21 protein-coding genes and 1 pseudogene are annotated in these 23425 nt (G+C 71.5%); 7 read left to right on the top strand and 15 right to left on the bottom strand.

Annotated features, from left to right (window positions below):
• Positions 1–206: 206 nt before the first annotated feature.
• Positions 207–1199, top strand: a complete 993-nt coding sequence (locus tag TR49_RS13235; RefSeq protein ID WP_042381285.1) for an alpha/beta fold hydrolase — start codon at positions 207–209, stop codon at positions 1197–1199.
• Positions 1200–1315: 116 nt separating this feature from the next.
• Positions 1316–2410, top strand: a complete 1095-nt coding sequence (locus tag TR49_RS13230) for a glycoside hydrolase family 19 protein (protein ID WP_042381168.1) — start codon at positions 1316–1318, stop codon at positions 2408–2410.
• Between the two features lie 72 nt (positions 2411–2482).
• Here the strand turns inward: TR49_RS13230 and TR49_RS13225 are convergent, their stop codons facing one another.
• The 3 genes from TR49_RS13225 to TR49_RS13215 form a co-directional block, all read right to left on the bottom strand.
• On the bottom strand, positions 2483–3235 hold the full coding sequence (locus TR49_RS13225) for a maleylpyruvate isomerase family mycothiol-dependent enzyme (protein ID WP_042381165.1): 753 nt from the start codon (positions 3233–3235) through the stop codon (positions 2483–2485).
• 125 nt (positions 3236–3360) lie between these two features.
• Positions 3361–5925: an ABC transporter permease gene (locus TR49_RS13220; RefSeq protein WP_042381164.1), complete on the bottom strand. Its 2565-nt coding sequence runs from the start codon at positions 5923–5925 to the stop codon at positions 3361–3363.
• Positions 5922–6710: an ABC transporter ATP-binding protein gene (locus tag TR49_RS13215; RefSeq protein ID WP_042381162.1), complete on the bottom strand. Its 789-nt coding sequence runs from the start codon at positions 6708–6710 to the stop codon at positions 5922–5924. The genes TR49_RS13220 and TR49_RS13215 overlap by 4 nt, the downstream gene beginning before the upstream one ends.
• 266 nt (positions 6711–6976) lie before the next feature.
• On the opposite strand from TR49_RS13215, the gene TR49_RS13210 reads away from it, so the two are divergent.
• Positions 6977–8371, top strand: a complete 1395-nt coding sequence (locus TR49_RS13210) for an RICIN domain-containing protein (protein WP_042381160.1) — start codon at positions 6977–6979, stop codon at positions 8369–8371.
• A gap of 152 nt (positions 8372–8523) precedes the next feature.
• Here the strand turns inward: TR49_RS13210 and TR49_RS13205 are convergent, their stop codons facing one another.
• Both TR49_RS13205 and TR49_RS13200 read right to left on the bottom strand, forming a co-directional pair.
• Positions 8524–10092, bottom strand: coding sequence for a serine hydrolase domain-containing protein (locus tag TR49_RS13205; protein WP_201776180.1), 1569 nt, complete (start codon positions 10090–10092; stop codon positions 8524–8526).
• Positions 10093–10103: 11 nt separating this feature from the next.
• Entirely contained in the window at positions 10104–11621 is a 1518-nt protein-coding gene (locus tag TR49_RS13200; RefSeq protein ID WP_042381159.1) for an alpha/beta fold hydrolase, read from the bottom strand.
• Between the two features lie 207 nt (positions 11622–11828).
• On the opposite strand from TR49_RS13200, the gene TR49_RS13195 reads away from it, so the two are divergent.
• Complete coding sequence (locus TR49_RS13195; protein WP_236653345.1) at positions 11829–12374, top strand: DUF6882 domain-containing protein; 546 nt, start codon at positions 11829–11831, stop codon at positions 12372–12374.
• A 79-nt stretch (positions 12375–12453) separates the two neighbouring features.
• Here the strand turns inward: TR49_RS13195 and TR49_RS41455 are convergent, their stop codons facing one another.
• The 6 genes from TR49_RS41455 to TR49_RS13165 all read right to left on the bottom strand — a co-directional run bounded on the left by TR49_RS41455 (position 12454) and on the right by TR49_RS13165 (position 17683).
• Positions 12454–12765 carry a suppressor of fused domain protein gene (locus tag TR49_RS41455; RefSeq protein WP_236653344.1) on the bottom strand — a complete coding sequence of 104 codons (312 nt, stop codon included), beginning with the start codon at positions 12763–12765 and terminating at the stop codon, positions 12454–12456.
• Positions 12766–12923: 158 nt separating this feature from the next.
• Positions 12924–13754: an oxidoreductase gene (locus TR49_RS13185; RefSeq protein ID WP_042381156.1), complete on the bottom strand. Its 831-nt coding sequence runs from the start codon at positions 13752–13754 to the stop codon at positions 12924–12926.
• Between the two features lie 89 nt (positions 13755–13843).
• On the bottom strand, positions 13844–14470 hold the full coding sequence (locus TR49_RS13180; RefSeq protein ID WP_042381154.1) for a class I SAM-dependent methyltransferase: 627 nt from the start codon (positions 14468–14470) through the stop codon (positions 13844–13846).
• Between the two features lie 29 nt (positions 14471–14499).
• Entirely contained in the window at positions 14500–14754 is a 255-nt protein-coding gene (locus tag TR49_RS13175; RefSeq protein ID WP_152627234.1) for a hypothetical protein, read from the bottom strand.
• 12 nt (positions 14755–14766) lie between these two features.
• Positions 14767–15120 carry a hypothetical protein gene (locus TR49_RS13170; RefSeq protein WP_042381152.1) on the bottom strand — a complete coding sequence of 118 codons (354 nt, stop codon included), beginning with the start codon at positions 15118–15120 and terminating at the stop codon, positions 14767–14769.
• Positions 15121–15223: 103 nt separating this feature from the next.
• Positions 15224–17683 carry a helix-turn-helix domain-containing protein gene (locus TR49_RS13165; protein ID WP_042381151.1) on the bottom strand — a complete coding sequence of 820 codons (2460 nt, stop codon included), beginning with the start codon at positions 17681–17683 and terminating at the stop codon, positions 15224–15226.
• 124 nt (positions 17684–17807) lie between these two features.
• Here TR49_RS13165 and TR49_RS43805 point away from each other — a divergent pair, with 124 nt between their 5' ends.
• Positions 17808–17984: a hypothetical protein gene (locus tag TR49_RS43805; RefSeq protein ID WP_160311592.1), complete on the top strand. Its 177-nt coding sequence runs from the start codon at positions 17808–17810 to the stop codon at positions 17982–17984.
• A gap of 21 nt (positions 17985–18005) precedes the next feature.
• Here the strand turns inward: TR49_RS43805 and TR49_RS13160 are convergent, their stop codons facing one another.
• Positions 18006–19253, bottom strand: coding sequence for a PucR family transcriptional regulator (locus TR49_RS13160; RefSeq protein WP_052434254.1), 1248 nt, complete (start codon positions 19251–19253; stop codon positions 18006–18008).
• A gap of 193 nt (positions 19254–19446) precedes the next feature.
• Here TR49_RS13160 and TR49_RS13155 point away from each other — a divergent pair, with 193 nt between their 5' ends.
• Both TR49_RS13155 and TR49_RS13150 read left to right on the top strand, forming a co-directional pair.
• On the top strand, positions 19447–20826 hold the full coding sequence (locus tag TR49_RS13155) for an alkyl sulfatase dimerization domain-containing protein (RefSeq protein WP_042381150.1): 1380 nt from the start codon (positions 19447–19449) through the stop codon (positions 20824–20826).
• Positions 20823–22145, top strand: coding sequence for an MFS transporter (locus tag TR49_RS13150; protein ID WP_042381148.1), 1323 nt, complete (start codon positions 20823–20825; stop codon positions 22143–22145). Before TR49_RS13155 ends, TR49_RS13150 begins: the two co-directional genes overlap by 4 nt.
• A 102-nt stretch (positions 22146–22247) precedes the next feature.
• Here the strand turns inward: TR49_RS13150 and TR49_RS46385 are convergent.
• The 3 genes and pseudogenes from TR49_RS46385 to TR49_RS13140 form a co-directional block, all read right to left on the bottom strand.
• Positions 22248–22307: pseudogene (locus TR49_RS46385) on the bottom strand (hypothetical protein); the annotation flags it as partial.
• A 33-nt stretch (positions 22308–22340) separates the two neighbouring features.
• The gene (locus TR49_RS13145; protein ID WP_042381146.1) at positions 22341–22715 is read right to left on the bottom strand and encodes a GvpU-like protein; all 375 of its coding nucleotides are present in this window, start codon (positions 22713–22715) and stop codon (positions 22341–22343) included.
• 97 nt (positions 22716–22812) lie between these two features.
• Positions 22813–23424 carry a cation efflux transmembrane domain-containing protein gene (locus TR49_RS13140; protein ID WP_042381144.1) on the bottom strand — a complete coding sequence of 204 codons (612 nt, stop codon included), beginning with the start codon at positions 23422–23424 and terminating at the stop codon, positions 22813–22815.
• Between the last annotated feature and the right edge of the window lies 1 nt (position 23425).

Below are 23425 nucleotides of genomic sequence, written 5' to 3'. Positions count from 1 at the left end.
GGCCCCCGCGACCGCATGGACAGCGACAGCTGGGCGGAGTTGGGCGGCCGGACGGGGAGCTGACGAGGGGTCCCCGCAGGGGCGTGGTTTGCTGAAACGGCAACAGGAGTCGTTGCCGCGCCGGTGTCGAGGTCATGCTGGGCGCCGAGCCGCGGGCCGGTCGACGGTCGTCGCGGCGCCCGCACGCCCACGGATTCGGAGAGCTCATGCCCGCGCACACCAAGAGCGTCACCCACCGCCTCGTCCCCTCGCCGGCGGGGCGGATCCACCTGGTGGAGCAGGGAAGCGGGCCGCTCGTGCTGCTCGTGCACGGGTTCCCGGAGTCCTGGTACTCCTGGCGCAACCAGCTTCCGGTGCTCGCCGCGGCGGGATACCGCGCGGTCGCGGTGGATGTCCGCGGCTACGGCCGCTCCTCGAAGCCCGCCGACCCTGCCGCGTACGGGATGGTCGACCTGGTGGAGGACAACGTCCAGGTGGTGCACGCCCTGGGTGAGGAGACCGCCGTGGTCGTCGGCCACGACTGGGGTGCGACGATCGCGGCCGACTCGGCTCTGTTGCGACCGGACGTCTTCCGTGCGGTCGGGCTGCTCAGCGTCCCCTACACGCCTCGTGGCGGACCGCGGCCCAGCGAGGTCTTCGCGCGGATGGGCGGCGACGAGGAGTTCTACGTCTCCTACTTCCAGCAGCCGGGCCGGGCCGAGGGGGAGATCGAGCCCGACGTGCGCGGCTGGCTCGCGGGCTTCTACGCGGCCCTGTCCGGCGACACCATGCCCGGGCCGCAGGCTCCGGACCCGCACTTCGTCGGCCGGGGCGGCACCCTGCGCGACCGGTTCCCCGCCGGGCGGCTTCCGGCCTGGCTCGGCGAGGGCGACCTCGACGTCTGTGCGGGAGAGTTCGAACGGACCGGCTTCACCGGCGCGTTGAACCGGTACCGCAGCATGGACCGCGACTGGGAGGACCTCGCCGCGTACGACGGCGCGCCCGTGACGCAGCCGTCGCTGTTCGTCGGCGGCCGGCTCGACGCCTCCACCGTGTGGCTGGCCGACGCGATCGACGCCTTCCCCGCCACGCTGCCCGGGCTGGTCTCCTCGCATCTCCTCGACGACTGCGGTCACTGGATCCAGCAGGAGCGCCCCGCCGAGGTCAACCGCATCCTCGTCGACTGGCTCGACGACCTGCCTGCCGGAGTCGGGAACTGATTGTTGGTCATGTTCTGCCAGAAAATGCCTCCCGGCTCTTGACTGGTCTGGACCAATGACGCTTTGCTGCTGTGGGTCCCCACTCACCCCCACCTCTGGAGTGGCACATGCGACCCATGTCCTCAACGCGCCATCGTGGCAGGCGCGTCGCGGCGCTGCTGGCCGTCCTGGTCGGCATCCTCGGCACGCTCACCGTCCTCGGCGCGGCAAGCCCCGCGATGGCGGCGGACTGCGCAGCGCCCTGGAGTTCCAGCGCGGTCTACACCGGCGGGATGACCGCCTCCTACAACGGCGACAACTGGCAGGCGAAGTGGTGGACGCAGGGCGAGACGCCCGGCGTCGCCGACGTCTGGGCCGACCAGGGCGCCTGCGGCGGCTCGGGCGGCGGCGGGAGCACCGGCGGCGGCTGCACCTACCCGGCCTGGGTGGCCGGGCAGTCCTACGCGACCGGTGCCATCGTGCAGTACACCCCCAACGGCCAGTACTACATCGCCACCCATGACAACCCGGGATACGACCCCACCATCAGCACCTGGTACTGGTCCCCCTACAGCTGCACCGGCGGCTCCGGCGGTTCCGGGGGAGGTACCGGCGGCTCCGGCGGATTCGTGGTCAGCGAGGCCCAGTTCGACCAGATGTTCCCGAACCGGAACTCCTTCTACACCTACAGCGGCCTGGTGGCCGCGCTGAGCGCGTACCCCGGCTTCGCCACCACCGGCAGCGCCACCGTGCAGAAGCAGGAGGCCGCGGCCTTCCTGGCCAATGTGGACCACGAGACCGGCGGCCTCGTCTACATCAACGAGGTCGACCAGTCCGGGAACTACTGCGCGAGTGAGCCCTACGGCTGCCCTGCCGGCACCTACGCCTACTACGGTCGCGGTCCGATGCAGCTCAGCTGGAACTTCAACTACAAGGCCGCCGGTGACGCCCTCGGCATCGACCTGCTGGACAACCCCGGTCTGGTCGCGTCCGATCCGGCGACCTCCTGGAAGACCGGTCTGTGGTACTGGAACACCCAGACCGGCCCCGGCACGATGACGGCCCACAACGCCATGGTCAACGGCGCGGGCTTCGGCGAGACCATCCGCAGCATCAACGGCAGCGTCGAGTGCAACGGCGCCAACACCGCCGAGATGCAGGACCGCGTCAACGACTACGTGTCCTTCACCTCCATCCTCGGCGTCCCGGCAGGCTCCAACCTCACCTGCTGACGACACGGACGGCAAGGACGGCGGCCCTCCCGGGGCCGCCGTCCGCGGTGTCCTGCGCCCGGGGGCGGCCGGTCAGAACTGCGAGTGGGCGAACCAGTGGTCGAGTAGGCCCTGGTCGCCGGAGCGCTCGAAGGCGTCGGCGGTGCGGTCGTAGCGGCCGTAGAGCAGCAGCAGCAGGTCGGCCGCGGTGGCCGCGTCGACGGAGGCGTCGACGGGGCCGTCGCTGTCCGGCTCCACCCCGAAGCCGTCCGGACGGAGCCGGACCACCCGGTGGCCCTCGGGGCAGCCGAACCGGATGGTGCGGTTCTCGGCCCGCAGTTCGGCGGTCCCCGGGGCGAACATGACGGCGTTCGGCAGGTTGACCAGGAACTCGTCCACGCCGTCCAGCGCCAGCGTGGGCTCGATCTCCGGGCGCAGGCCCAGGGCGAGTTCGGCGTCGCTGCGGTGCACGAGGGTCTCGAACAGCATCCGCCGCACCCAGAAGCGGGCGTGCTGGTCGACGCCCCAGGCCCACATCGGATCGTCGAGGTCGCCTGCGTCGATGGCGCCGGTGGCCTCGACCAGGCTGTCGGCCAGCCACTGCGGGTAACCGGCTGCCTCCTCGGGCAGTTTGAGCTCGACGTCGCGACTGGTCGGCGGCTGCTGGATGCGTCCGCGCAGCAGCACGGCGAACCAGCGCTGGACGCTGCCGGCGTGCCGGACCAGGTCGGTCAGCGTCCACCCGGGGCAGGTCGGGACGGGAGCGGACAGGTCGGCCCGCTCCACGACGCCGACGAACCGGGCGGTCTCGGCGGCTACGGCCGCCCGGTGGTCAACAGTGCTCATGAACGTCCTTCTGCGAGTGGAGGTGCGCCTGGCGTGCTCAGACGGGTTCGAGGAATGCTTTCACGGGAGACCTCGACGACCAACCGGCCGTCCCTGCGAGCCCACCTGCGCCGGCTCCCTTCCGCTCAGTCCGTGGCGATGGCCCTTAGGACGTTCATCCGGCCGGCGCGGAAGGCGGGGAAGAGCGCCGCCAGCAGGCCGACCAGTGCGGAGCCGAGGAAGACGACGCCGATCGTGGTCCACGGGATGCTGAGCACGCCCAACCCCGACAGGGCCAGCAGCTTCTGGGCCGCGACGCCCCAGCCCATGCCGAGGCCGACGCCGAGGACCGCGCCGAACAGGGCGATGACGACCGACTCCAGCCGGACCATACGGCGCAACTGGCGTCGGGAGAGTCCGATCGCGCGCATCAGTCCGATCTCGCGGGTGCGCTCGACGACCGAGAGGGCGAGGGTGTTCACCACGCCGAGGACGGCGACCACGATGGCGAGGGCGAGCAGGGCGTAGATCATGTTCAGCAGCTGGTCGAGCTGCTGCTGGATCATGTTCTTGTAGTCGGCCTGGTCGCGGACCTTGAGCTGCGGGTAGTCCGCGGTGGCGGCCTTGAGCGAGGCCGCCGCCTGGCTCTGCTGGCCGGGGATCGCCGCGGCGAACATCATGTCGTTCGCGGGGAACCTGTCGGCGGGGAGGTACTTCCGCGCGTCGGCGATGTTCATGTACATCGCGCCCCGGTCGAAGACCGTGTCGTCGGAGGTGATCGCCTCCACCGTCAGCCGCGTCGTCCTGCCGCTGGTGAAGGCGACGTCGAGCCGGGTGCCGAGGGTGACCTTGTGGGACGTGGCCCAGCCCGCCGGCACCGACATCGCGCCGGGCGCGTAGGCGTCGATCAGCCTGCCCTGCACGGTCTTGGCCTGGAGGTCGTCGGTGTAGGACGGCGTGGCCGCCGCGATCTCCGTCCTGTCCTTCGAGCCGTCGGGCGCGGTGACCGTCGCGGCGACGTCCGTGCGGTCGGTGACGTGGGCCAGGTGTCCGGCCGCGTGGACGGCCCTGGCGGCGGCCGGGCTGATCGGGTTGCCGTTGCCGGCCTGGATGATGAAGTCGGCGCCCACGGACTTGTCCATCTGCGCGGTCGCCGAGGCGACCAGGGAGTCGCCGACCACCGACAGGCCCGCGACCAGCGCCAGGCCGATCATCAGCGCGGCGGCGGTGGCTCCGGTGCGCCGCGGGTTGCGCAGCGCGTTGCGCTCGGCCAGCCGGCCCACCGGGCCGAACCATCGCAGCGTCACCGCGCCCAGGACCCGCACGACGAGCCCGGCGAGCAGCGGGCCGACCACGACGAAGCCGACCAGGGTCAGCAGCACGCCGATCGCGAGCAGCCCGGACCCGGCCGAGGCGGAGGAGGCGGTCGCGGCCAGGGCGAGGGCGGTCCCGCCCGCCGCCGTCAGCAGCACCCCGAACGCCGCGCGGACGCGTCCGGCGCGGGCGTCGGCGGGAGTGCCGGCGTCGCGCATGGCCGCCATCGGGGAGATGGCGCCGGCGCGGCGGGCGGGCAGCATCGCGGACACCACGGTCACCACGACGCCGACGGTCAGGCCGATCAGCGGCGTCGCCGCCTTGACCGTCAGATCCGCGGTGCTCAGGTGCATCCCCATCGCGCCCATGATCTTGATCAGGCCGACGGCCAGTCCGATGCCGGCGCCGATCCCGGCGACCGAGCCGACGACGCCGAGCAGCACCGCCTCGACCAGCACCGAGCGGTTGACCTGGCGTCGGCTCGCGCCGATCGCGCGCATCAGCCCGATCTCCCGGGTGCGCTGAGCCACCAGCATGGAGAAGGTGTTGACGATCAGGAGGACGCCGACGAGGACCGCGATCCCGGCGAAGCCCAGCAGCACGGACTTCATCGGGCCCAGGAAGGAGCCGATGTCCTTCTGGTTCTGGGCCTGCATCTCGGCGGCGGTCTGCACCTGGTAGCCGTGGCCGATGGTCGCGTCCACCCGGGCCTTGAGCTGGTCGTCGCTGACGCCGGGCGCGGCGGTGAGGGCGAAGTCGGTGTACGCGGTGCGCGAGCCGAGCAGCCCCTGCTGCGCGGTCGGGGTGTCGAGGTAGACGACGGCCGCGCCGGGGTTGGTGGTCCTGAAGGTGGCGATGCCGCTGATGGTCACCTTGAAGTCGCCGGGACCGGCGATGACGCGCAGGGTGTCGCCGATGCCCAGGTGGTGCTTGGCCGCGGTGTCGGCGTCCAGGACGGCCTCGCCCGGCGAGAGCGGGGTGCGGCCGGAGGTGATGCCGACGGTCCTGGTCTGGGTCGGGTTCCAGTTGGCGACGATGGTCGGTGCGCCGGTGGTGGAACCGATGTCCTGGTTGCGGCTGTCGGCGACGGTGGCCTGCTGGCTGCTGACCTCGGGCACGACCGCGGACACGCCCGGGACCCGCGCGAGCCGGGCCTGCAGCGAGGCGGGCAGGGTGTCCGGCGTCCCGGTCTGCTGTGCGTTGTCCACCTTCGCGGGGCTGACGGTGACGTCCGAGGCGGTCGTCGCGAAGAGCTTGTCGAAGGTCGCGTTCATGGTGTCGGTGAAGACCAGCGTGCCGCACACGAACGCCACCGACAGCAGCACCGCGATCGCGGAGAGGGCCATCCGGCCTTTGTGCGCGAGGAAGTTGCGCAGGGAGGTCCGCAGCACGGTCATGACGTCCGTCCCCGCGAGTCGAAGGACTTCATCCGCTCCAGCACGGCGTCCGCCGTCGGGGCCTGCATCTCGTCGACGATGCGGCCGTCGGCGAGGTAGAGCACCCGGTCGGCGTAGGAGGCGGCCACCGGGTCGTGGGTCACCATCACGATGGTCTGCCCGAGTTCGTCGACCGACTGGCGCAGGAAGCCGAGGATCTCCGCCCCGGCGCGGGAGTCGAGGTTTCCGGTCGGCTCGTCCCCGAAGATGATCTCGGGCCGGGCGGCGAGGGCGCGGGCCACGGCGACGCGTTGCTGCTGGCCACCGGAGAGCTGCGCCGGGCGGTGCTTCAGGCGACCGGCGAGTCCGACCGTTTGCACGACGCGATCCAGCCACGCCCGGTCGGGCGTGCGGCCGGCGATGTCCATCGGCAGGGTGATGTTCTCCAGCGCGGTCAGCGTGGGGAGCAGGTTGAACGCCTGGAAGACGAAGCCGATGCTGTCGCGGCGCAGCCGGGTCAGCCGCTTGTCCCGCAGCTTGGTGATCTCCGTCTCGCCGACCCAGATCCGGCCACCGGTGGCGGTGTCCAGACCGGCCAGGCAGTGCATCAGCGTCGACTTGCCGGACCCCGACGGGCCCATGATGGCGGTGAACCGGCCCCGGGGCATGTCGACGTCGACCGCGTCGAGCGCGACCACCCGGGTCTCGCCGCTGCCGTACGCCTTGGTGAGCCCGCGCGCGCGGGCCGCGACTGACGTGCGCGAGTCGCTGCCCTGGGTGGGAGGACTCGATACGGACGTGGTCACTGGGGTCTCCTGAGTGCTCGACACGGGCTTGCGTCCTTGTGTGTCCAGCCTGTTGGAGGGGCTTCGCCCGAACCATGGGGCAGGTAACCGGGTTCGGGGTGGGGCTAGCCCCACGTCGCAGACGCCGTCTGACGGCGCGTTGTGCAACCTCTTGACGCCTCAGGGGAAGGTCTATACCTTCCCGAATTGGGTTAGGAAAGCTTACTAACCAGATTCGACTGCGCCTCTCCACTCACCCCCACCGCCCCTCGGCCGGAGGTCAACGCATGTCCCACGGTGCCCGCAAGATCCTGGTCCTCGCCGTGTCCGCCCTGCTGCCCGTGGCCGGCGCGGCGGTCCTCGCCGCCCCCGCGCACGCCGCCGCGACCGCCTTCCCCGCCCACTACTCCGCCCCGTACCTGCAGATCAGCGCCTCGGACGCGGGCGACATGGCGGCCGACACGAAGGCGTCGGGGACCGCGTTCTTCTCGCTGGCGTTCCTCACCCCGCAGTCGGGATGCACCCCGATGTGGGAGGACGGCAACGACGCGATGAACGCCTTCGCCTCCCAGATCTCGGCACTCCAGGCGGCCGGGGGGAACGTGATCCCGTCCTTCGGCGGGGCGTCCGGCGGCGAGCTGGCCCAGACCTGCACCTCGGTCTCCAGCCTGGAGGCCGCGTACGCCAAGGTGGTCAGCACCTACCACGTCACCCGCCTGGACTTCGACATCGAAGGCTCGGTGCTGGACGACACGACCTCCGACCAGCGGCGCGACCAGGCCCTGGCCCAGCTTCAGGCCGCCGACCCGGCCGTCCAGATCGACTTCACCGTGCCGGTCGACCCCACCGGCATGCCGTCGGACGTCAGGTCGATGCTCACCGGCGCCGTCAAGGCCGGGGTCAAGGTCAACCTCGTCAACATCATGACGATGGACTTCGGCGACGGGGAGAACGCGCTGAACGACGCCGAGTCAGCGGCGAACGGCAGTGTTCCGCAGCTGGAGTCGATCTTCGGCGTGGGCAGCAGCGGGGCGTGGGGAATGCTCGGCCTGACCCCGATCGCGGGGCAGAACGACGACAACGAGGTCTTCAGCCAGTCCAACGCGGCCACGCTGGAGTCCTTCGCCGCCGCCCACGGCGTGCAGGAGTTGGCCTTCTGGGAGCTCGACGGTTACGACAAGGGCACCGGCTACGCCTACTCCAAGGCCTTCAACAAGATCACCGGCGGAGGCGGCGACACCGGCTCGTTCCCGTCCGGATTCCACCAGTTGACGGTCCAGCACAGCGGCCAGTGCCTCGACGTCACGGGGGCGTCCACGGCCAACGGGGCGGTGATCGACCAGAACACGTGCGGGACCGGGAGCCAGGGCGGCCAGGAGTTCCAGTTCCTCCCGGTCTCCGGTGGCTACGGCGAACTGCAGAACGAGAACAGCGGCAAGGACGTCGTCGTCCAGTCCGCCTCCACCGCCAAGGGCGCCGCGGTGATCCAGTACACCCAGAACGGCACCTCCAACGGTCTCTGGCTGCCGATCCAACAGTCGGACGGCACCTGGCAGTTCAAGAACCAGAACAGCGGCCTCTGCCTGGACCAGTCCGGCGCCGTCACCACGGCGGGCGCCGCGTTCGACCAGTGGACCTGCAAGACCGGCACCGGCGACAACCAGGACTTCGCCACCCGGTAGAGCCCCAGCGGCCCCCAGCGGCCCCCAGCGGCCCCCAGCGGCCCCCAGCGGCCCCCAGCGGCCCCCAGCGGCCCCCAGCGGCCCCCAGCGGCCCCCAGCGGCCCCCAGCGGCCCCGCGCCCGACACGGCAGCCGCGGGGCCGCGGTGCTCGGTCAGGGCGCGGGCGGGTCGGTGCGCTGGTGGAGCCGTCCGTGGTTACGCCACCAGGTGACGTGTCCGCCCGGTCCGCGCAGGAAGTCGGAGCGGGTGCCGATCGGACGGCCGACGGGGTCGAGGTCGAGTCCGAAGTCCGGTCGGTAGAAGGCCACGCCGAGTTGGCTCGTCTCGCCCTGGGTGGTCGAGGTCCCCTGAAGGCGGCCCCGGTGGGCACGGAACTCGATGTGGGTCTCCTCCCACACGCCCGCTTCGTTGATGCGCCGGTTCAGGTAGTGGCCCTCGTAGGGGGCGAGTTCGGCGGCGCTCAGGCGCCGGGGTTCGGCCGGCAGGTTGCTGACGCCGGCGAAGCGGCGCAGCGCCCAGTCGTCGGTGAAGAGTTCGTCGCGCAGGCGGGAGCCGCCGACCGAGTTGGTCAGCACGGTCAGCGCGAAGCCGCGCGCGGGCACCATCATGAAGCCGGAGATCTGCCCCGGCCAGGTGCCTCCGTGCTGCACGATCCGAGGACCCTGGGCCGTGGGCCGCAGCATCCAGGTGACGCCCATCCCGTCGAGTTCCACGACGAGCGTGCCGCCCGGTCCCGGGCGCGTGCGCATCTCGGTCAGTGACGCGCTGCTCAGCAGTCGGGTTCCGGTCCCGGTGGTGCCGTCACCGAGGTGGAAGCGGGCCCAGGCGAGCTGGTCGCGCACGCTCGAGACCAGACCGCCGGTCGGGGCGAGGCTGCGCGGCTGGGGCCAGAAGGAGGGCTCCACCACCGCGCGCCCGTCGACGACGTCGTGCGGGGCGGCGACGTTGAGGCCGATGATGTCGTCGCTGAAGAAGTGGCTGTGACGCAGCCGGAGCGGGTCCAGGAGCAGTTGGCGCACCGCGGTCTCGTAGCCGAGGCCGCTCACGACCTCCAGGATCCGCCCGGCGACGCAGAGCCCCGCGTTGTTGTAGGCGAACGTCCGGCCCGTTGGCGTGAGTTGGGGCAGTCGGGTCATGGAGTCCACGAAGCGGGCGACCGCGTCGTCGCCGCGACCGAAGTCCTGGTAGTCGTCACCGAGCCAGCCGGAGCTGTGGTTCAGCAGTTGACGTACCGTCACCCTGCGGGAGGCGGTGCGGTCGGCCACGGCGAACTCGGGGAGGTACCGGCGGACGGGAGCGTCGAGGTCGATCGCGCCCCGGTCGACCAGGCGCATCAGCGCGGTGCCGGTGAAGGTCTTCGTGGTCGAGCCCACCCGGAACAGCGTGTCCGCGTCGACGGGTGTGGGGTGGTCGACGTTGGTGACGCCGTACCCCTTCACGTACTCCCTCTCGCCCAGCAGCACGCCGACCGCCACCCCCGGGATCGCGTAGGCCGCCATGGCGGCCTCGATCCTGGCGTCGAGCTCCCGCAGCAGCGAGGAGAACGCGCTGTCCCCGGCGCCTGTGGGCCGACGGACGGCGGCGCGGGCCGCTGCCGGTGCGGGGGACAGCGACAGGGCTGCGAGACCCGCGCCGCCCGCGGCCAGGCGGAGCAGGTGGCGGCGAGAGAGCGGGTGGACGCCGCGGGACATCTCTGCGGTGCAGGAGTGGGGCTGGTCCATGGTCGGCGACCTCACCTCGGCCCGATGACGAACGGGACGGGCCGCACCGAGGCCACGCAGCTGGTGTCCGGGTCGTCGGGGCGGTCGTAGAAGGAGGTGATCACCTGTGAGCCGCAGGGGTTGTCGAACACGCCGTGCGCGACGCCGGCGAGCGTCACCACGAACGAGTTCCGCAGCGTCAGCGCGGCGTAGCGCCCCCAGACCGCGCCGGTCTGCGCGTCGAAGCTGCCGGAGATGGCGAGGGTCGGGATGGCGCTGCGGGTGACCTTGCGGATGGACGGGTTCGCCGCGGGGACGTGCCAGGCCCCGCAGGCCTGGCGCAGGAACGCGAGCTGCGGCGCCTGGGCCAGGACGGAGGTCGGGAAGGTCGGGAAGGCCCGCAGGCCGGCGGTCAGCTGCTCACGCGCGGTCTCGAAAGGAACCCACTCGCTGAACCACACGCTCAGGGACAGCCCGTGGGCGAAGACCCCCTCGCTGCCGGGATAGCGGGTGGAGGCCCACTGCTCGGCGACGCGTTGTGGGTTGCCGTGGGCCAGCTCGTCCACGGCCAGCGGGAATTCGGCGGGCGTGTGGCTGGCCCGGACCATCCAGTTCACCAGGGCCCCGCCGTCGAGGACCACCTTCACCACCCCGGCGCCCGGCACGGTCACCCGGGTCGTGACCGGGTGCGCCTCCAACCGCTGCACCTCGTGGGTGAACTCGGCAGGCAGCTGTGGGTACCGCCTGCGGCAGGCGGGCTGCGCGGTGCACGCCCCGGTCATGTTGTCGAACGACTCCTTGACACTGCTCCAGGTCCAGCCGGGGCTCGCGACCGACGGCGGGACCACCCCGTCGATCGTGACCGAGCGGATTCCCTGCGGGTACCGGCGCATGTAGGTCAGCGCCAGCTCGGTCCCGTAGGAGTGGGAGAACACGTTCCATTCCCGGATGCCGAGTGCCGTGCGCAGGTCCGCCAGGTCGGTCGCGCTCTCGCTGGTGTTGTACGCCGCGAGGTCCACACCCTCGGCCGTCAGCCGGTCGTGGCACGCGGCGACGGCCTGCACGTACAGGCGGCCGGTGGAGGGTGCGTCGTAGCGCAGCCCGATCCGCTGCTGGTAGAACCGGTCGATCTCCGGGCAGGTCAGCGCGGGCGGCGAGGAGAGCGTCCCACGCTGCGACATGACGACCAGGTCGCGGTCGCGGTTCAGGCCGGTCTCGGTGATCTGCGCGATGTCGCTGATCGCGTCCTGCCCAGGCCCTCCGGGCAGGAACACGATCGGGTCCCCGTGTGACGCCGGAGACTGGGCGGGGACGATCGCGACGGCGAGTCGAAGCGTCCGCCCGTCCGGTCGGGTCCGGTTCTCCGGCACGACCAGGTAGCCGCAGGCGGCCTTCACGCCGTGGGGAAGCGTCGGCGGGCACGGACCGGGCACGAACCGTGACGTGTGGCCCGCCCTCACCGCGGCCCCTTCGGCCACGGCCCCGCCGGGCACCGCCGTCAACGTCGTCGCCAACAGGCCCGCCAGGACGGCCAGCTTCGCGGCTCTCATCAGGACACCTCACATCCGCTGCATGCCAACAGGAGCGCAGCACCGCTCCCGCGGGCCGACCCGCCATCAGGTACCCGGTCGGACAGGCGGCCCACCGGAGATCACCGGTTGGGAGGACACGGCCTTAGGCTGTCCGGTGGGCATCGAGCGCGTACCTGCCGTGACCCGGGCGTGGCCGGCCCGAAGGCCTCTGGCAGACTCCGCGCCATGGGAATGTTCAAGCGGAGGGCCAAGACGGACGGCGCAGGTCAGGCAGGGGAGCGAGCCGACCTGAGCCCGCTCCTGCTGCAGGCTGAGGACATGATCGAGCAGGTGGGACGGGCCCACATGTCCTGGGGTCTGGGCTCGGCCGACCGCTGGGATCTGGACCAGAGGACCGGCGTTATCACCTGGACCTTCCCCGACAGGACCGCGGCCGCGCCCGCACAGATCCTGGGCAGCTTCGCCCCGGGGGCCGGCTCGTGGATGTGGGCCTGGGCCAACCGGAGCCTTCTCCCCGAGATGAGCCGTGACTCCCGGCGCTTCTGCGACTGGGCCGAGGCCAACGGGCATCCCGGGCTGGCCCAGCCGAAGATCGACGCCGACGAACAGGCTGCTTCGACGCTTGCGGCCCTGGCGTTCCGGGTCACCCGGGCGACCGGGTTCTACAAGGGCCCGGGAGCCAACTCCTCCTACGTGGTCATCACCTTTGGAGCGGTCACGCTGACGCAGGCGGACGGCGCCGTCTCCACCTTCGACATCAAGGTCGGCTAGCGTCCGACCGGAGCCGCTGTGCCGGCGACCCCTGCTCGAGGTTTCCCACCGTCATCCACGCGACTGCCGCCCGCGGACTTCAGACCACGGACGCCCGCTTCGGATCGACGGGGTCGATCGCGTGGTCCTCGAACCGGACCTCGAGGGCTTCGAGCCCCCTCTCCCGGCGGAAGTCCTTCTCCGCCTCGGTGATCGGCAGCAGCCACAGGATCCGGGCGTGGCTGCCGCCCTCCCAGGTGCAGACCTCGAACTCCGGCCCGAAGGGATACGGCAGGCTCACCACGTAGTGGTCGAGGTTGGGCCACTCGTCGCGCAGCGCCGCGAGAAAGACTCCAGGCCGTGGCCGTGATGCTGCGTCGCCGCCCAGCAGCCGGAGGTCACGTACAGCCACCGGTCGCCGGGACGGGCCGGGTGGACCCGGAGGATCCGGAATCCGGGCACGGTGTCCTCGATCGGGCCGTCCACGCCGGGGAGCTCGTCGATCACGCGGCCCGGGAGCGTCGCACGGAGGTGATCGAGGAGAGCGGTCCGCGCTGCGCCCGCGTTGCCTCAGCGCGGCAGGCGGTTGGCGACGCGCATGAGGGTGTCGAACGCGCGGTCCGGCAGCACCGTCCGCAGCAGGATCAGAGGGCGGGCGCCCGTGCCGACGACGTAGCGGGTGCGGGGCCGCCGGTCCGTCACCGCACGGGCCACCGCGTCGGCCACCACGGTCGGCGAGGAGCTGAAGCGGGCGTTGGCCTCGCCGTCCAGTGTCCTGGCCATGGCCTCGGCCTGTCCGGCGTACGGGCCGCTGCCCGAGGTCTCGCGGAGCTTCCGGGCGGCGATGCCGCCCCACTCGGTGCGGATGCTGCCCGGTTCGACGAGCACCACGTCGATCCCGAAGGGCTGCAGTTCCAGCCGCAGGCAGTCGCTCAGCCCCTCCAGAGCGAACTTGGTGGCGTGGTACCAGCCGCCGAGCGGCGTGTGGATCCGGCCGCCCATCGAACTGATGTTGACGATCCGGCCGCTGCGCCGTTCCCGCATGTGCGGCAGGACCAGGCGGATCAGCTCCGCGGTGCCGAAGACGTTCACGTCGAACTGGTCGCGGGCCTCCGGCAGGGGCACGTCCTCGACGGCGCCGTAGGAGCCGTACCCGGCGTTGTTGACGAGCACGTCGACGCCGCCGGCCTCCTCGGAGATCCGGTCCACGGCGGACCGACACGAGGCCGGATCGGTGACGTCGAGCGCCAGCACCCGAATGCCCCGGTCGGCCAGATGCGCCATGCGCGCGGTCCGGCGGGCGCCCGCGTAGACGATGCAGCCGAGGGAGTGGAGCCTGACCGCGGCGGCCTCGCCGATGCCGGACGAGGCCCCGGTGACGAACACGACCTTGCCGGGCATGTCCCCATCGTCGGGCCCGTTGCCCGGGACTGCATCCCGGGCGCTGCTGTGCCCGACGCAGCCGGACCTCGGCGGAGCGCTACAGGCGGTCAGCCGGGGGACACCGCGATCCCGAGAGAGTCGGCGCCGAACGGCTTCGGGGCGCCCTTCTCGTAGAAGACGTCGAGGTCGGTGATGACGAAGCCGGCCGTGGTCAGCATGTCGACGATGGGCCGGGTGAGATGGCATCCGTCCAGGAGCCGCTGTTCCAGGTGGTCGAGGCGTCGCTGCCAGCGACGCACGTTCTCGTCACCGGCCGGAGCCAGGCCGTGTTCGACGAAGTGGAGGGTTCCGCCGGGCTTGAGGACTCTTCGCACCTCACGCAGGGCGGCGTCGGCATCCGGGATGGTGCACAGCGTCCACGTCGACAGCGCGGCGTCGAAACTGTCGTCGGCGAAGGGCAAGGCCTGGCCGTCCAGGCCTCCGCGCTCCACGTGGACGGACGTCGCCGCCACACGCTTGTGCGCCAGTCGCCATCCCACGTCGGAGGGCTCCACGGCGTCCACCCAGGTGACGGCCTCCGGATAGAAGGGGACGTTCAGACCCGAGCCGAACCCGATCTCCAGCACCTTGCCCTCCAGGCCTTCGCAGACCCGGCGCCGGAGAAGTTCGGCCTCCTTCACTCCGCAAACGACGTTGATGATCCGCGGGACGACCTGCTCGGCATAGAACCCCATCGCAGCCTCCGTGGCTCCTGCACCTCGGATCACCGGAGTCCGATGGCGCTTCCGGTGTCGATCTCGAAGTACTCGTTGTCGGCGATGCCGACGGTCGCCGGGTCGATCAGGTCGCGGACCTCATCGACCGACGCGGCCTCCCACAGGCAGTGGGCGTGGCTCCCGTCCACGGCCGGCAGCACCTGGTGGCAGGCCAGGCCCTTCGGGAGGTTTCCCAGAACGTCCCGGGCGCCGGCGAAGAACTTCTCCGGGTCGCTAATGGTGTGAGTGACGCCGATCAGCATGCTGTTCACCTCTCAACTCGTGATGGTCCGCATGCGGCCGCGACCCGCGGTCACGGAGCCTCGGCTCGGCAGGGTGCGTCCGACGTAGCGGAATCCGTTGATCTTCCGCTCGGCCATCCACTCCTCCAGGACGGCGCGGTCGTGTGATGCCTCCAGGTACTGCGCCACTTCGGCCGTGGCGGCGCGGCGGTTCGCCCACAGCAACGCCCACGCGGCGGTGGCGGGCTCCATGACCCCGCGTTCCCGCCACAGTGCCTGGCGCTGCCGCAAGCGTTCCGCTGCGGGCGTGGACGACTCGGGGCCGCCGGCTTCGATCAGCGCAGCGGCGAAGTAGCTCGTCATCACGCGATCGATGTCGGCATCCATGTCGCGCCGCCTTCCCGGAGGATTCCCCCTCACGGTCTGCCTCTGATCGGCGAGGCGATAGGGCCGAACGGCCCCCGCGAGGGCCCCGGCGAGGTGACCGACGTCAGCTCACCGGCTGAGGGCTCGGCACCGTCTCCTGGTGGACGGCCAAGCGGGAGAGAAGAGCGTCGGGCGCGGTGGCGAAATGCTCCTGCAGCAGCGGATGGGGGAAGGCGTAGCCGCTGCCGAGGCGACGGAGCAGGATTCTCTGCTCGGCGTCGTGCAGGAACTGCTTGTACCGAAACGGCGTGTCGTCGCCTGCGGCCAGGGAGGCACGGATCGCCCAGTGACGCACCAGGGCGATGCCGCCGTAGCGGTAGGCGCGGGCCGTTCCGAACAGGGTGCCCAGGAATCCCGCGACGAGGAGCGAGTTCCGCAGGTGACCTCCCGCATGCGCCAGCAGGAGGACGGCCAGAACCGCGGACGACGCCACGACGGCATGGGACATCCCATGCAGGACCGCGAAGCGCAAGGACCTGCGGATCCCCTCGTTGGGGACGGGGCGCTGCTCCTGGAGCGAAGGCTCGAAGTTGTTGCCCAGCAGGTAGACCGCCATGAGGAGGAGGGCAGCCGCGGAGGCTCCCCATCCCAGACCCGGCAGGAGGACGTGCGACAGATACATCAGCATGGCGGTCATCACCACGGTGATCTGGACGGTGAAGAAGCCCCTGACCGGGAAGCGCCCTCGAAGGGACGGATCCGCTTCGCGGGGCGTCCAGCACCACCGAATCTGCTCCACGGGCTGGAAGACCGGGAAATACCAGACCTCCAGATTGGTGAGCAGCAGCCACAGCCAGGCGATCGCCATGATGACGACCCCTCGGTCCAGCCAGTGGACCCCACTGAGGCTGTACCAGATCGGCATGGTCAACGCGACGTTGAACACGATCGCCAGCGACGGTCTGCGCTCCGGGTGCTTGGCCCACCAGGTCTGCGCGATCAGGGCCTGACTTCCGTCGGTGAACACCGAGGCGAAGGTGATGCGGGCAACGTCGAACAGATGGGTCTGGAGCGCTCCGCTCGTGACGGCGATCGTCAGCCAGAGCAAGGTGAGCAACTCACCCGTCGACCTCGCCAGAAACGGCGGGAGCGCCCGCGGCAGCACCTGCCGGACCCCCGTGGGGAGCCACTCCAGATCCACCCGATCCAGGTAGAAGACATCCTCGCCGCGTTCCTGGAGGCCGCGGGCCAGCCAGGTGAGCCAGCGGACGGTCCGCTCGGGCCGGTCGGAGCGCCCGAGCGGGCGTTTCTCCTGAAGCATCCGCCGCACATAGGCATCGAAGATCATCTTCTGCCGCTGTCTGTCCGACGTCTCGGGCCGCTCCAGCTCCGGCGCCGGCCTCCCACGGTAGGCACCGTGGATGATGTTGAGCATCAGGGGCGATCGAAGTAACGCCCCAAGGCCGGGGTTCGCCTTGAGGGCCGCATGCACCTCCGACAGGGCCTCGATGTTCTTCTGCAGGAACTCCTCGACGTCCGTCCTGGTGGGAGTGGACAGCTGCACGTACCGTGTGGCCCCCACCCGCCGCGCGATCGAGAGGTCGTCATAGCGGCAGCCGACCACGATGCCGGTCCGACGGGTGCGGAATCGGCGGATCTGATCCGCGCACTCCGCACGGTAGGCGTCAGGCACCTGGTCGAGGCCGTCGAGCAGCGGCAGCAGGAGATCATGGGCGAGCCAGCCGCGGACCAACTCCTCGGGCACGCCTTCGTACTGCCGGTTGATCGCTGCCGGCAGCCAGTCGGTCAGCGGCTGGCCCCGGTAGGAGGACAGGCTGACCAGCATCGGAATCGGCCGGATCGATGCGCCGCCCAGTCGGTGCAGCTCCTCGAGTGCCTCGGCGGCGAGCTCCTCGGCCAGCCGGGCCAGCTGGGTGGTCTTGCCCATCCCTGCCGCGCCGAGTAGGACCAGCTCCTCGCCGGCCCCCTCGAACAGCTCCCGGATCCCGACCTCGCGGGGCTTGCCCTCGGAACCGACGAGATGGAAGCGCGGCGTGAGGTAGTGGTGCGCCTCGGCCGGCCCGGTGAGCTCTCGCATCCTCAGCCGGATCTCTTTGAGCATCACCTCCCGCTGACGCATGCGGTGCCTGGCTCGCATGCTCCGCCACGGACGCGACGCGAGCGACGCCGTGGCCCGGACGAGGCTTCGCATCGGACGTCTGTGTGCTTTCCGCTCGGGGGCGGGGGTGTCGGCCTCGTCCTGCGTCGCCCAGGGCAGCGGGACAAGGCCTCGGGCCTCGGCGATCGTCAGCTGGGAGTCACCGGCCCCGGCTGTCGCTCTCCCGTGCGCCTCCCGCCAGGCCGAGAGCGCGGCTGCGTCCTTCACCCCGCAGGCGTCGAGCACGCTCTCGAGCGTCCTCCAACGCGGAAGGCTCTTGCCCGACACCATGTTGTGCAACGTCGCCGTCGACACGCCCGACCCCGAGGCGACGTCGAGGTAGCTGCGCCCAGTCTGGCGAAAGAGCTCCGCGAGCGCTGCACTCAGCTCGGCCCGGCTCTCGATCTGTCTCGGGTCGATCCTCATCCCACGCGCCCCTCCATTCGGTTTCGGCGCCGAGCGTAGGGCTTCGCCCCTCCCTTACCTGCGGGTTTGCACAACTCGGGCAGAAGCGAATGCAACCGAACGCTCACCGCCGGAACCTCGGCACATGACCGCATCGATCCTGGCTTTCATCGGCACGCTCACCGTCGTCCTCACGGCTGCCACCCGCATTCCCGCCGCGTTGGCGGCCCTCATCCGCTCCTTCATCCCGGTCCTCGCCGCGATCCGGGCCGTGCACGCCTTTGTCAAGCACCCGGGGCGGACGGACGGGCCGCAGTCGTGATCTCGCACAGGCGCGGCCGGCTCAGCCGGCCGGCGGGCCGAGGAGCCCGCGTGCGGCGAAGGCGCTCAGGGCCAGGGCGTAGCCGCGCGGTGTGGTCAGGTCCGCGCCCAGGAGCCGGCCGGCCCGGCGGATGCGGTTGTCGACGGTGTTGGGGTGGAGCCCCAGCGCTTCCGCCGTGGCGCGGCGGTCCTGCTGGTGGTCGATGTAGCCGCGCAGGGTCTCGGCCACGTCGGGGTGGGCCAGCAGCGGATCCAGCAGTACCGCGAGTGCGCCCCCGCTGTGACCGGGTCGGGAGAGGTGGTACTCCAGCAGCACGTCGGCCATCCGGTGCGGACCGGGGCCGCGGCCGAGCGCGAGCGCGAGGCGAAGAATCTCCCGGGCCCGTTCCGCGGCCGCGGCCAGGGCGCCCGGATCGTCGAAGGCGTCGAACGCCATCGCCATGGGCGTGTCCTGCGCGAGCAGCCGGGCGGCCTCGTCCTCCAATCCTCCCTGCCCGGGCGCGCGGTGGGGCAGCAGGACATAGCCGTGATCGGCGTCGACCGCGACCAGGGAGTCGGAGCCGAGGTCGCGGTCCAGCCGCTGCTGCCACTGGCGCTCCAGGCGGTGCCGGGCCACCGCGCCCGTGGGCCGGGCGCCGGGGCGGGCGGCCGGCAGTCGGACGAGCAGCACGGATCCACCGCGGGCCATGCCGAGAAGATCCAGCTCCTCCGCCGTCGGCTGATGCCCGCTCAGGAGCGACAGCACCAGAGCCCGTCGCCGGGCCCGCTCGTCGGCCGCCGAGGTGCTCTGCTCGGCGACGTAGGCGCGGACCACATCGCTCAGCTCGCCCGGCATGGCGGCGAAGAGCAGATCGGCCAGTTCCAGTAGGGCGGCCTCCTCGCCCGGTCGCGCCAGGCCACGCAGCACCGCCCACATCTCGGCTCGTGCCGCGAGATGGGCCTGGACCAGGACGGGCAGCGGGAACCCCTCCCGGGCGCGCTGCGCCGCCCGCCTGCGGAAGAGCCGGTAGGCCTCCGCCTGGGTGGACGCGTCCTGGCCGCGAACAGCCCTGGCGAACATGTGCAGGCCGTGGCGCACGGCTTCGGCGATCTCGACGTCGACCATCTCGTCCGGCAGTTGCACGAACCCGGGCAGCGCCTCGAACCGCTGTCGCGCGATGCGCCGCGTGAGCTCGTTGATCTGCGACTCCCAGCGATGCGCGAGGGCACGTGCCGCTTGCGAAAGCCCCTCGGCCGCCGCGCGATCCACGCCAGGGGAGCGGTCGGCCACGGGGACTCCTCTTCGGCTTCGACAGGGGCGCCGCATGCAGCCGCCTGCACGGGACCAAGGGGTTGTGAGCCGTCACAGAGCCTGTGTGACGCCAACCGGTTGTGTCCAGATGGTCCCCGTCACAGACTCGCAGACAGCCCGGGGACGGCCGCCCCGGGCGCGTCAACTTCGTACCTGCGCTGAGGAGTGACCCGTGAGCGACCGCGTCCCGGCCGACTACCGCGCCTATCTCGACCGCGTCTGGGAGGGCGAAGCCTCCATCGCCGAGCACATGAGCGGTGTCTGGTCCAAGGACGGACTCATTCCCGTCGCGGCCGGAGCCGCGATCTTCGCCCACTTCGCCAACGTCACCGCCTTCGACACGGGGGACGGCCTCGTGCTGATCGACTCCGGGGAGTGGCGGACCGCCGGGGAGCTGCACCGCCAGGTGCGCGCCTGGTCGGACGCGCCGGTCACGGCGGTGGTCTTCACGCACGGCCATGTCGACCACGTCTTCGGTGTCGGCCCCTTCGACGCCGAGGCGGAGGCAGCCGGCGGTCATCGGCCGGAAGTGATCGCGCACGAGCTGGTCGCCGAGCGCTTCGACCGCTACACGGCGACGGCGGGCTACAACAGCTGGATCAACCGCCGTCAGTTCCAGCTCCCCGCACTGGAGTGGCCGACCGAGTACCGGTGCCCGGACACGGTCTACCGCGACACGCTCACCTACCGCCGCGGCGAGCTGACCTTCGAGCTCCACCACGCGCGCGGCGAGACGGACGACGCGACCTGGGTCTGGATCCCCGAGCTGCGCGCGCTCTGCACCGGTGACCTCTTCATCTGGAACGCACCCAACGCCGGCAACCCCCAGAAGGTCCAGCGGTACCCGCAGGACTGGGCCCGCGCCCTGCGCGCCATGCAGGACCTCGACCCCGAGCTCCTGCTGCCGGGCCACGGCGTGCCGATCGTCGGCGCGGACCGGGTCCGGCAGGCGCTGGGGGAGACCGCGGAGCTGTTGGAGACCCTCGTCGAGCAGACGCTGGATCTGATGAACGCCGGGGCCCGCCTGGACGAGATCGTCCACACCGTCCACGCCCCCGGGCACCTGCTCGCCCGCCCCTACCTGCGGCCGCTGTACGACGAGCCCGAGTTCGTGGTCCGGAACCTGTGGCGGCAGTTCGGCGGCTGGTACGACCAGAACCCCGCCCATCTCAAGTCCGCCCCCGACGCGGCGCTCGCCGCCGAGGTCGCCCGACTCGCCGGCGGCCCGCGGGCACTCGCGGCGCGTGCCACCGTGTTGCTGGCCGAGGGCGAGGACCGACTGGCCGCGCACCTGGCCGAGTGGGCCGCCCAGGCCGCGCCCGGGGATCGGGACGTCGCCGCGGTGCGGGCCGACGTCTACGGCCGCCGCGCCGAGCTGGAACGCTCCACCATGGCCAAGGGCGTCTTCACCTGGGCCGCCTGCGAATCCCGCGCGCAGGCGGCGGGCCGGGACATGTTCGAGATCCTCGCCGCCAACCGTACCGGCGAACGCGACAGCCTGGGCACCGTCATCGCCTCCGGCGACGTGCGGACCACGGGCGGCGAGGCGTGAGCCCCACCGAGCCCGGCGTGCCCCCCACGCGCCGCAAGGCGTGGACGACCGCCTGGCTGTTGTTCGGCTTCATGCTGGTCAACTTCGCCGACAAGACCGTTCTCGGCCTGTGCGCCGACCCGATCATGCGCGACCTGCACCTGACCCGGCAGCAGTACGGCACCGCCGCCTCCGCGTTCTTCGCGTTGTTCAGCCTCTCCGCGCTGCTCGTGCCGCTGCTGGCCCGCCGGGTCCGCACCGGCCTGCTGCTCACCGTCTTCGCCCTGCTGTGGTCGGCCGCCCAGCTGCCCTTGGCGCTCGGGGCCGGCTTCGGGATGCTGGTGGGCACCCGGCTGCTGCTCGGCGCCGCCGAAGGTCCGGCCGCGCCGCTGGCCGCCCACCACCTGCACGGCTGGTTCGCTCACCGCGACCGAGGCCTGCCCACCGCCCTGCTGATCACCGGGGCCGCCGGCGGTGTGGCGCTGGCCGGACCGGTCATCACCGCCGTCAACAGCGCATGGGGCTGGCGGGCCGCCTTCGCGCTCGTCGGCGCGGCGGGGCTGGCCTGGACCGGCCTGTGGCTGGGCCTGGGCCGCGAAGGACCGCTCGCTCCGCAGCAGGAGGCTGCCTCCTCGGCCCCGGGGGGCCGAACCGGGTCCGCCTCCTACCGGTCGATCCTCACCAGCCCCACCGTCGTCAGCGCGTCCCTGGGTTCTTTCGCCGCCTACTGGCTGCTGAGCGCCAACCTCACCTGGATGCCCGACTACATGCACCAGGTCCACGGCGTCAGCAGCAGAGACACCGGGCTGATCACGCTCGCCGCCGGCCTGACGGCGGGGGCGGTCCTCCTCGTCCACGGAGTGCGCACCGGCCGGACCGCCCCCGCGCAGGCGGGCTCCACCCGCCGTCTGCCGGTGGGAGCCGGGACCGGCCTGCTGGTCTGCGTCGCCGGGATCGGCGCCGCCGGCTTCGCCTTCGGCGGTCCCGTCTGGCTCCAGATCGCGCTGCTGCTCGGCCCCATGGCCGCGGCGAACGTCGTCCTCACCGCCGCGCAGCTGGCCGTCGCGCGACTGTGCCCGCCCGAACGGCGTGGCGTCGTCCTGGGCGTCGTCACCTGCTTCTACGCCCTGGCCGGGGCCCTGTCACCACTGATCACCGGTCAGATCGTCGATACGGCCCCCGACGCCGCGAGCGGCTACCGCAGCGCGTTCGAACTCACCGCCGCACTGGTGGTGACCGCCGGTGTGCTCGCCGTCTGCTTCCTGCGGCCCGACCGTGACGCCCGCCGCCTCCAGGAGGGCGTGGCCCAGGACCCCACGGCCGCTGCGTTGTCCGCCTGAGCAGGACGGCACGAGCCGGAGCCGCTCGGCGCCAGGAGTCGTCGGCGGCCGCGATGGTGGCGAACTCCACCGCGCCCACGTGCGCGATGCGCCGGTCTCGGTCAGGGCGACCCCGCGTGAGGCGCGGTCGAACAGGCGCACGCCGAGCCCCGCCTCCAACCGGGCGACCGTCCGGCCCGCGTCCCGGCACCGTGGCTACAGGTCGACGTAGCTGAAATCCCCTGCGGTCCAGGCGCTGACGTCCTTGATGGCGATCCGGTACATGCCGCCGGTCTCCGGGATGCCCACATGGCCCTGGAGAATCCGGGCCAGGTGGAAGTGCAGGTGCGAAGGAGCTTCGGCCGTCCGGGACGGAGCGTTGTCGGCCGGTCCCTTGAAGATGCCCGCGAAGGGCCCCAACCGCTCGGAGTCCCGCAGGAGTTCGGCGACGTGCTCGCGCCACACCCCTTCCGGGACGAGCCTGCCGGTGATGACCGCGCCGTGGACGAGCACGGTCAGGGGCATCTGATTGGTCTGCTCGGCTTCGACGGTGGTGGCGATCTCAACGAGCAGCGCGTCAGGTGTCGACATGCGCCGATGCTACAGGCGGGGCACGGACGCCGCGGGATGCGTTCGGGAACCTCCTCCTGGCGGAGCGTCTGGTGAGCGGGATCGGGCAACCGGCGGGTCACTGCTCAGCGAAGAAGATCTCCCTGACCTCCCGGACGGCGTAGTAGACCAGGACGTACCCGGCGGCCGGATCGGCCCACCACCAGCCCAGTGTCAGGTTGAGCATCAGTCCCAGCAGCACGGCGGCAGCGAGCAGACCGTCGATGAGGGTGACCCGTCCCTCGGTTCTGAGCACCGGGTTGTCCAGCGCCTCACCGGTGCGGGCCTTGCCGAAGGCGAGCAGGAACATCACCGCGGCGGTGATGGCCGTCCACACGATCCCCAGCGTCGAGTGGTGTGGCCGAAAGCCCGTCGCCAGCACCACGGTGGACTGCACCGACAGGTACGCCGCGAGCAGCGCGAAACCGATCCCGATCAGCCGGAGCGCGCGCCGCTGCCGCTCCTCGCCGGTGCCCGACAGTTCCCAGATCACCACGGTGGAGGCGCCGATCTCGATGAGCGAGTCCAGACCGAATCCCGCCAGCGCCACCGACCGTGCGGTGACCGCCGCGACGGCCAGAACGGCGATGCCGACGACGTTCCAACCCAGCGTGGCGTACTCCAGGGCGAAGCCGCGCCGCAGCAGTACGGCCCTGGACACCTCGACGACGTCGTCCTTTGCTCCGGTCACA

This window comes from Streptacidiphilus melanogenes, from assembly GCF_000787835.1.
In the GTDB taxonomy this organism is placed as follows: Bacteria; Actinomycetota; Actinomycetes; order Streptomycetales; family Streptomycetaceae; genus Streptacidiphilus; species Streptacidiphilus melanogenes.
This window is presented reverse-complemented; position numbering and strand designations above follow the sequence as displayed.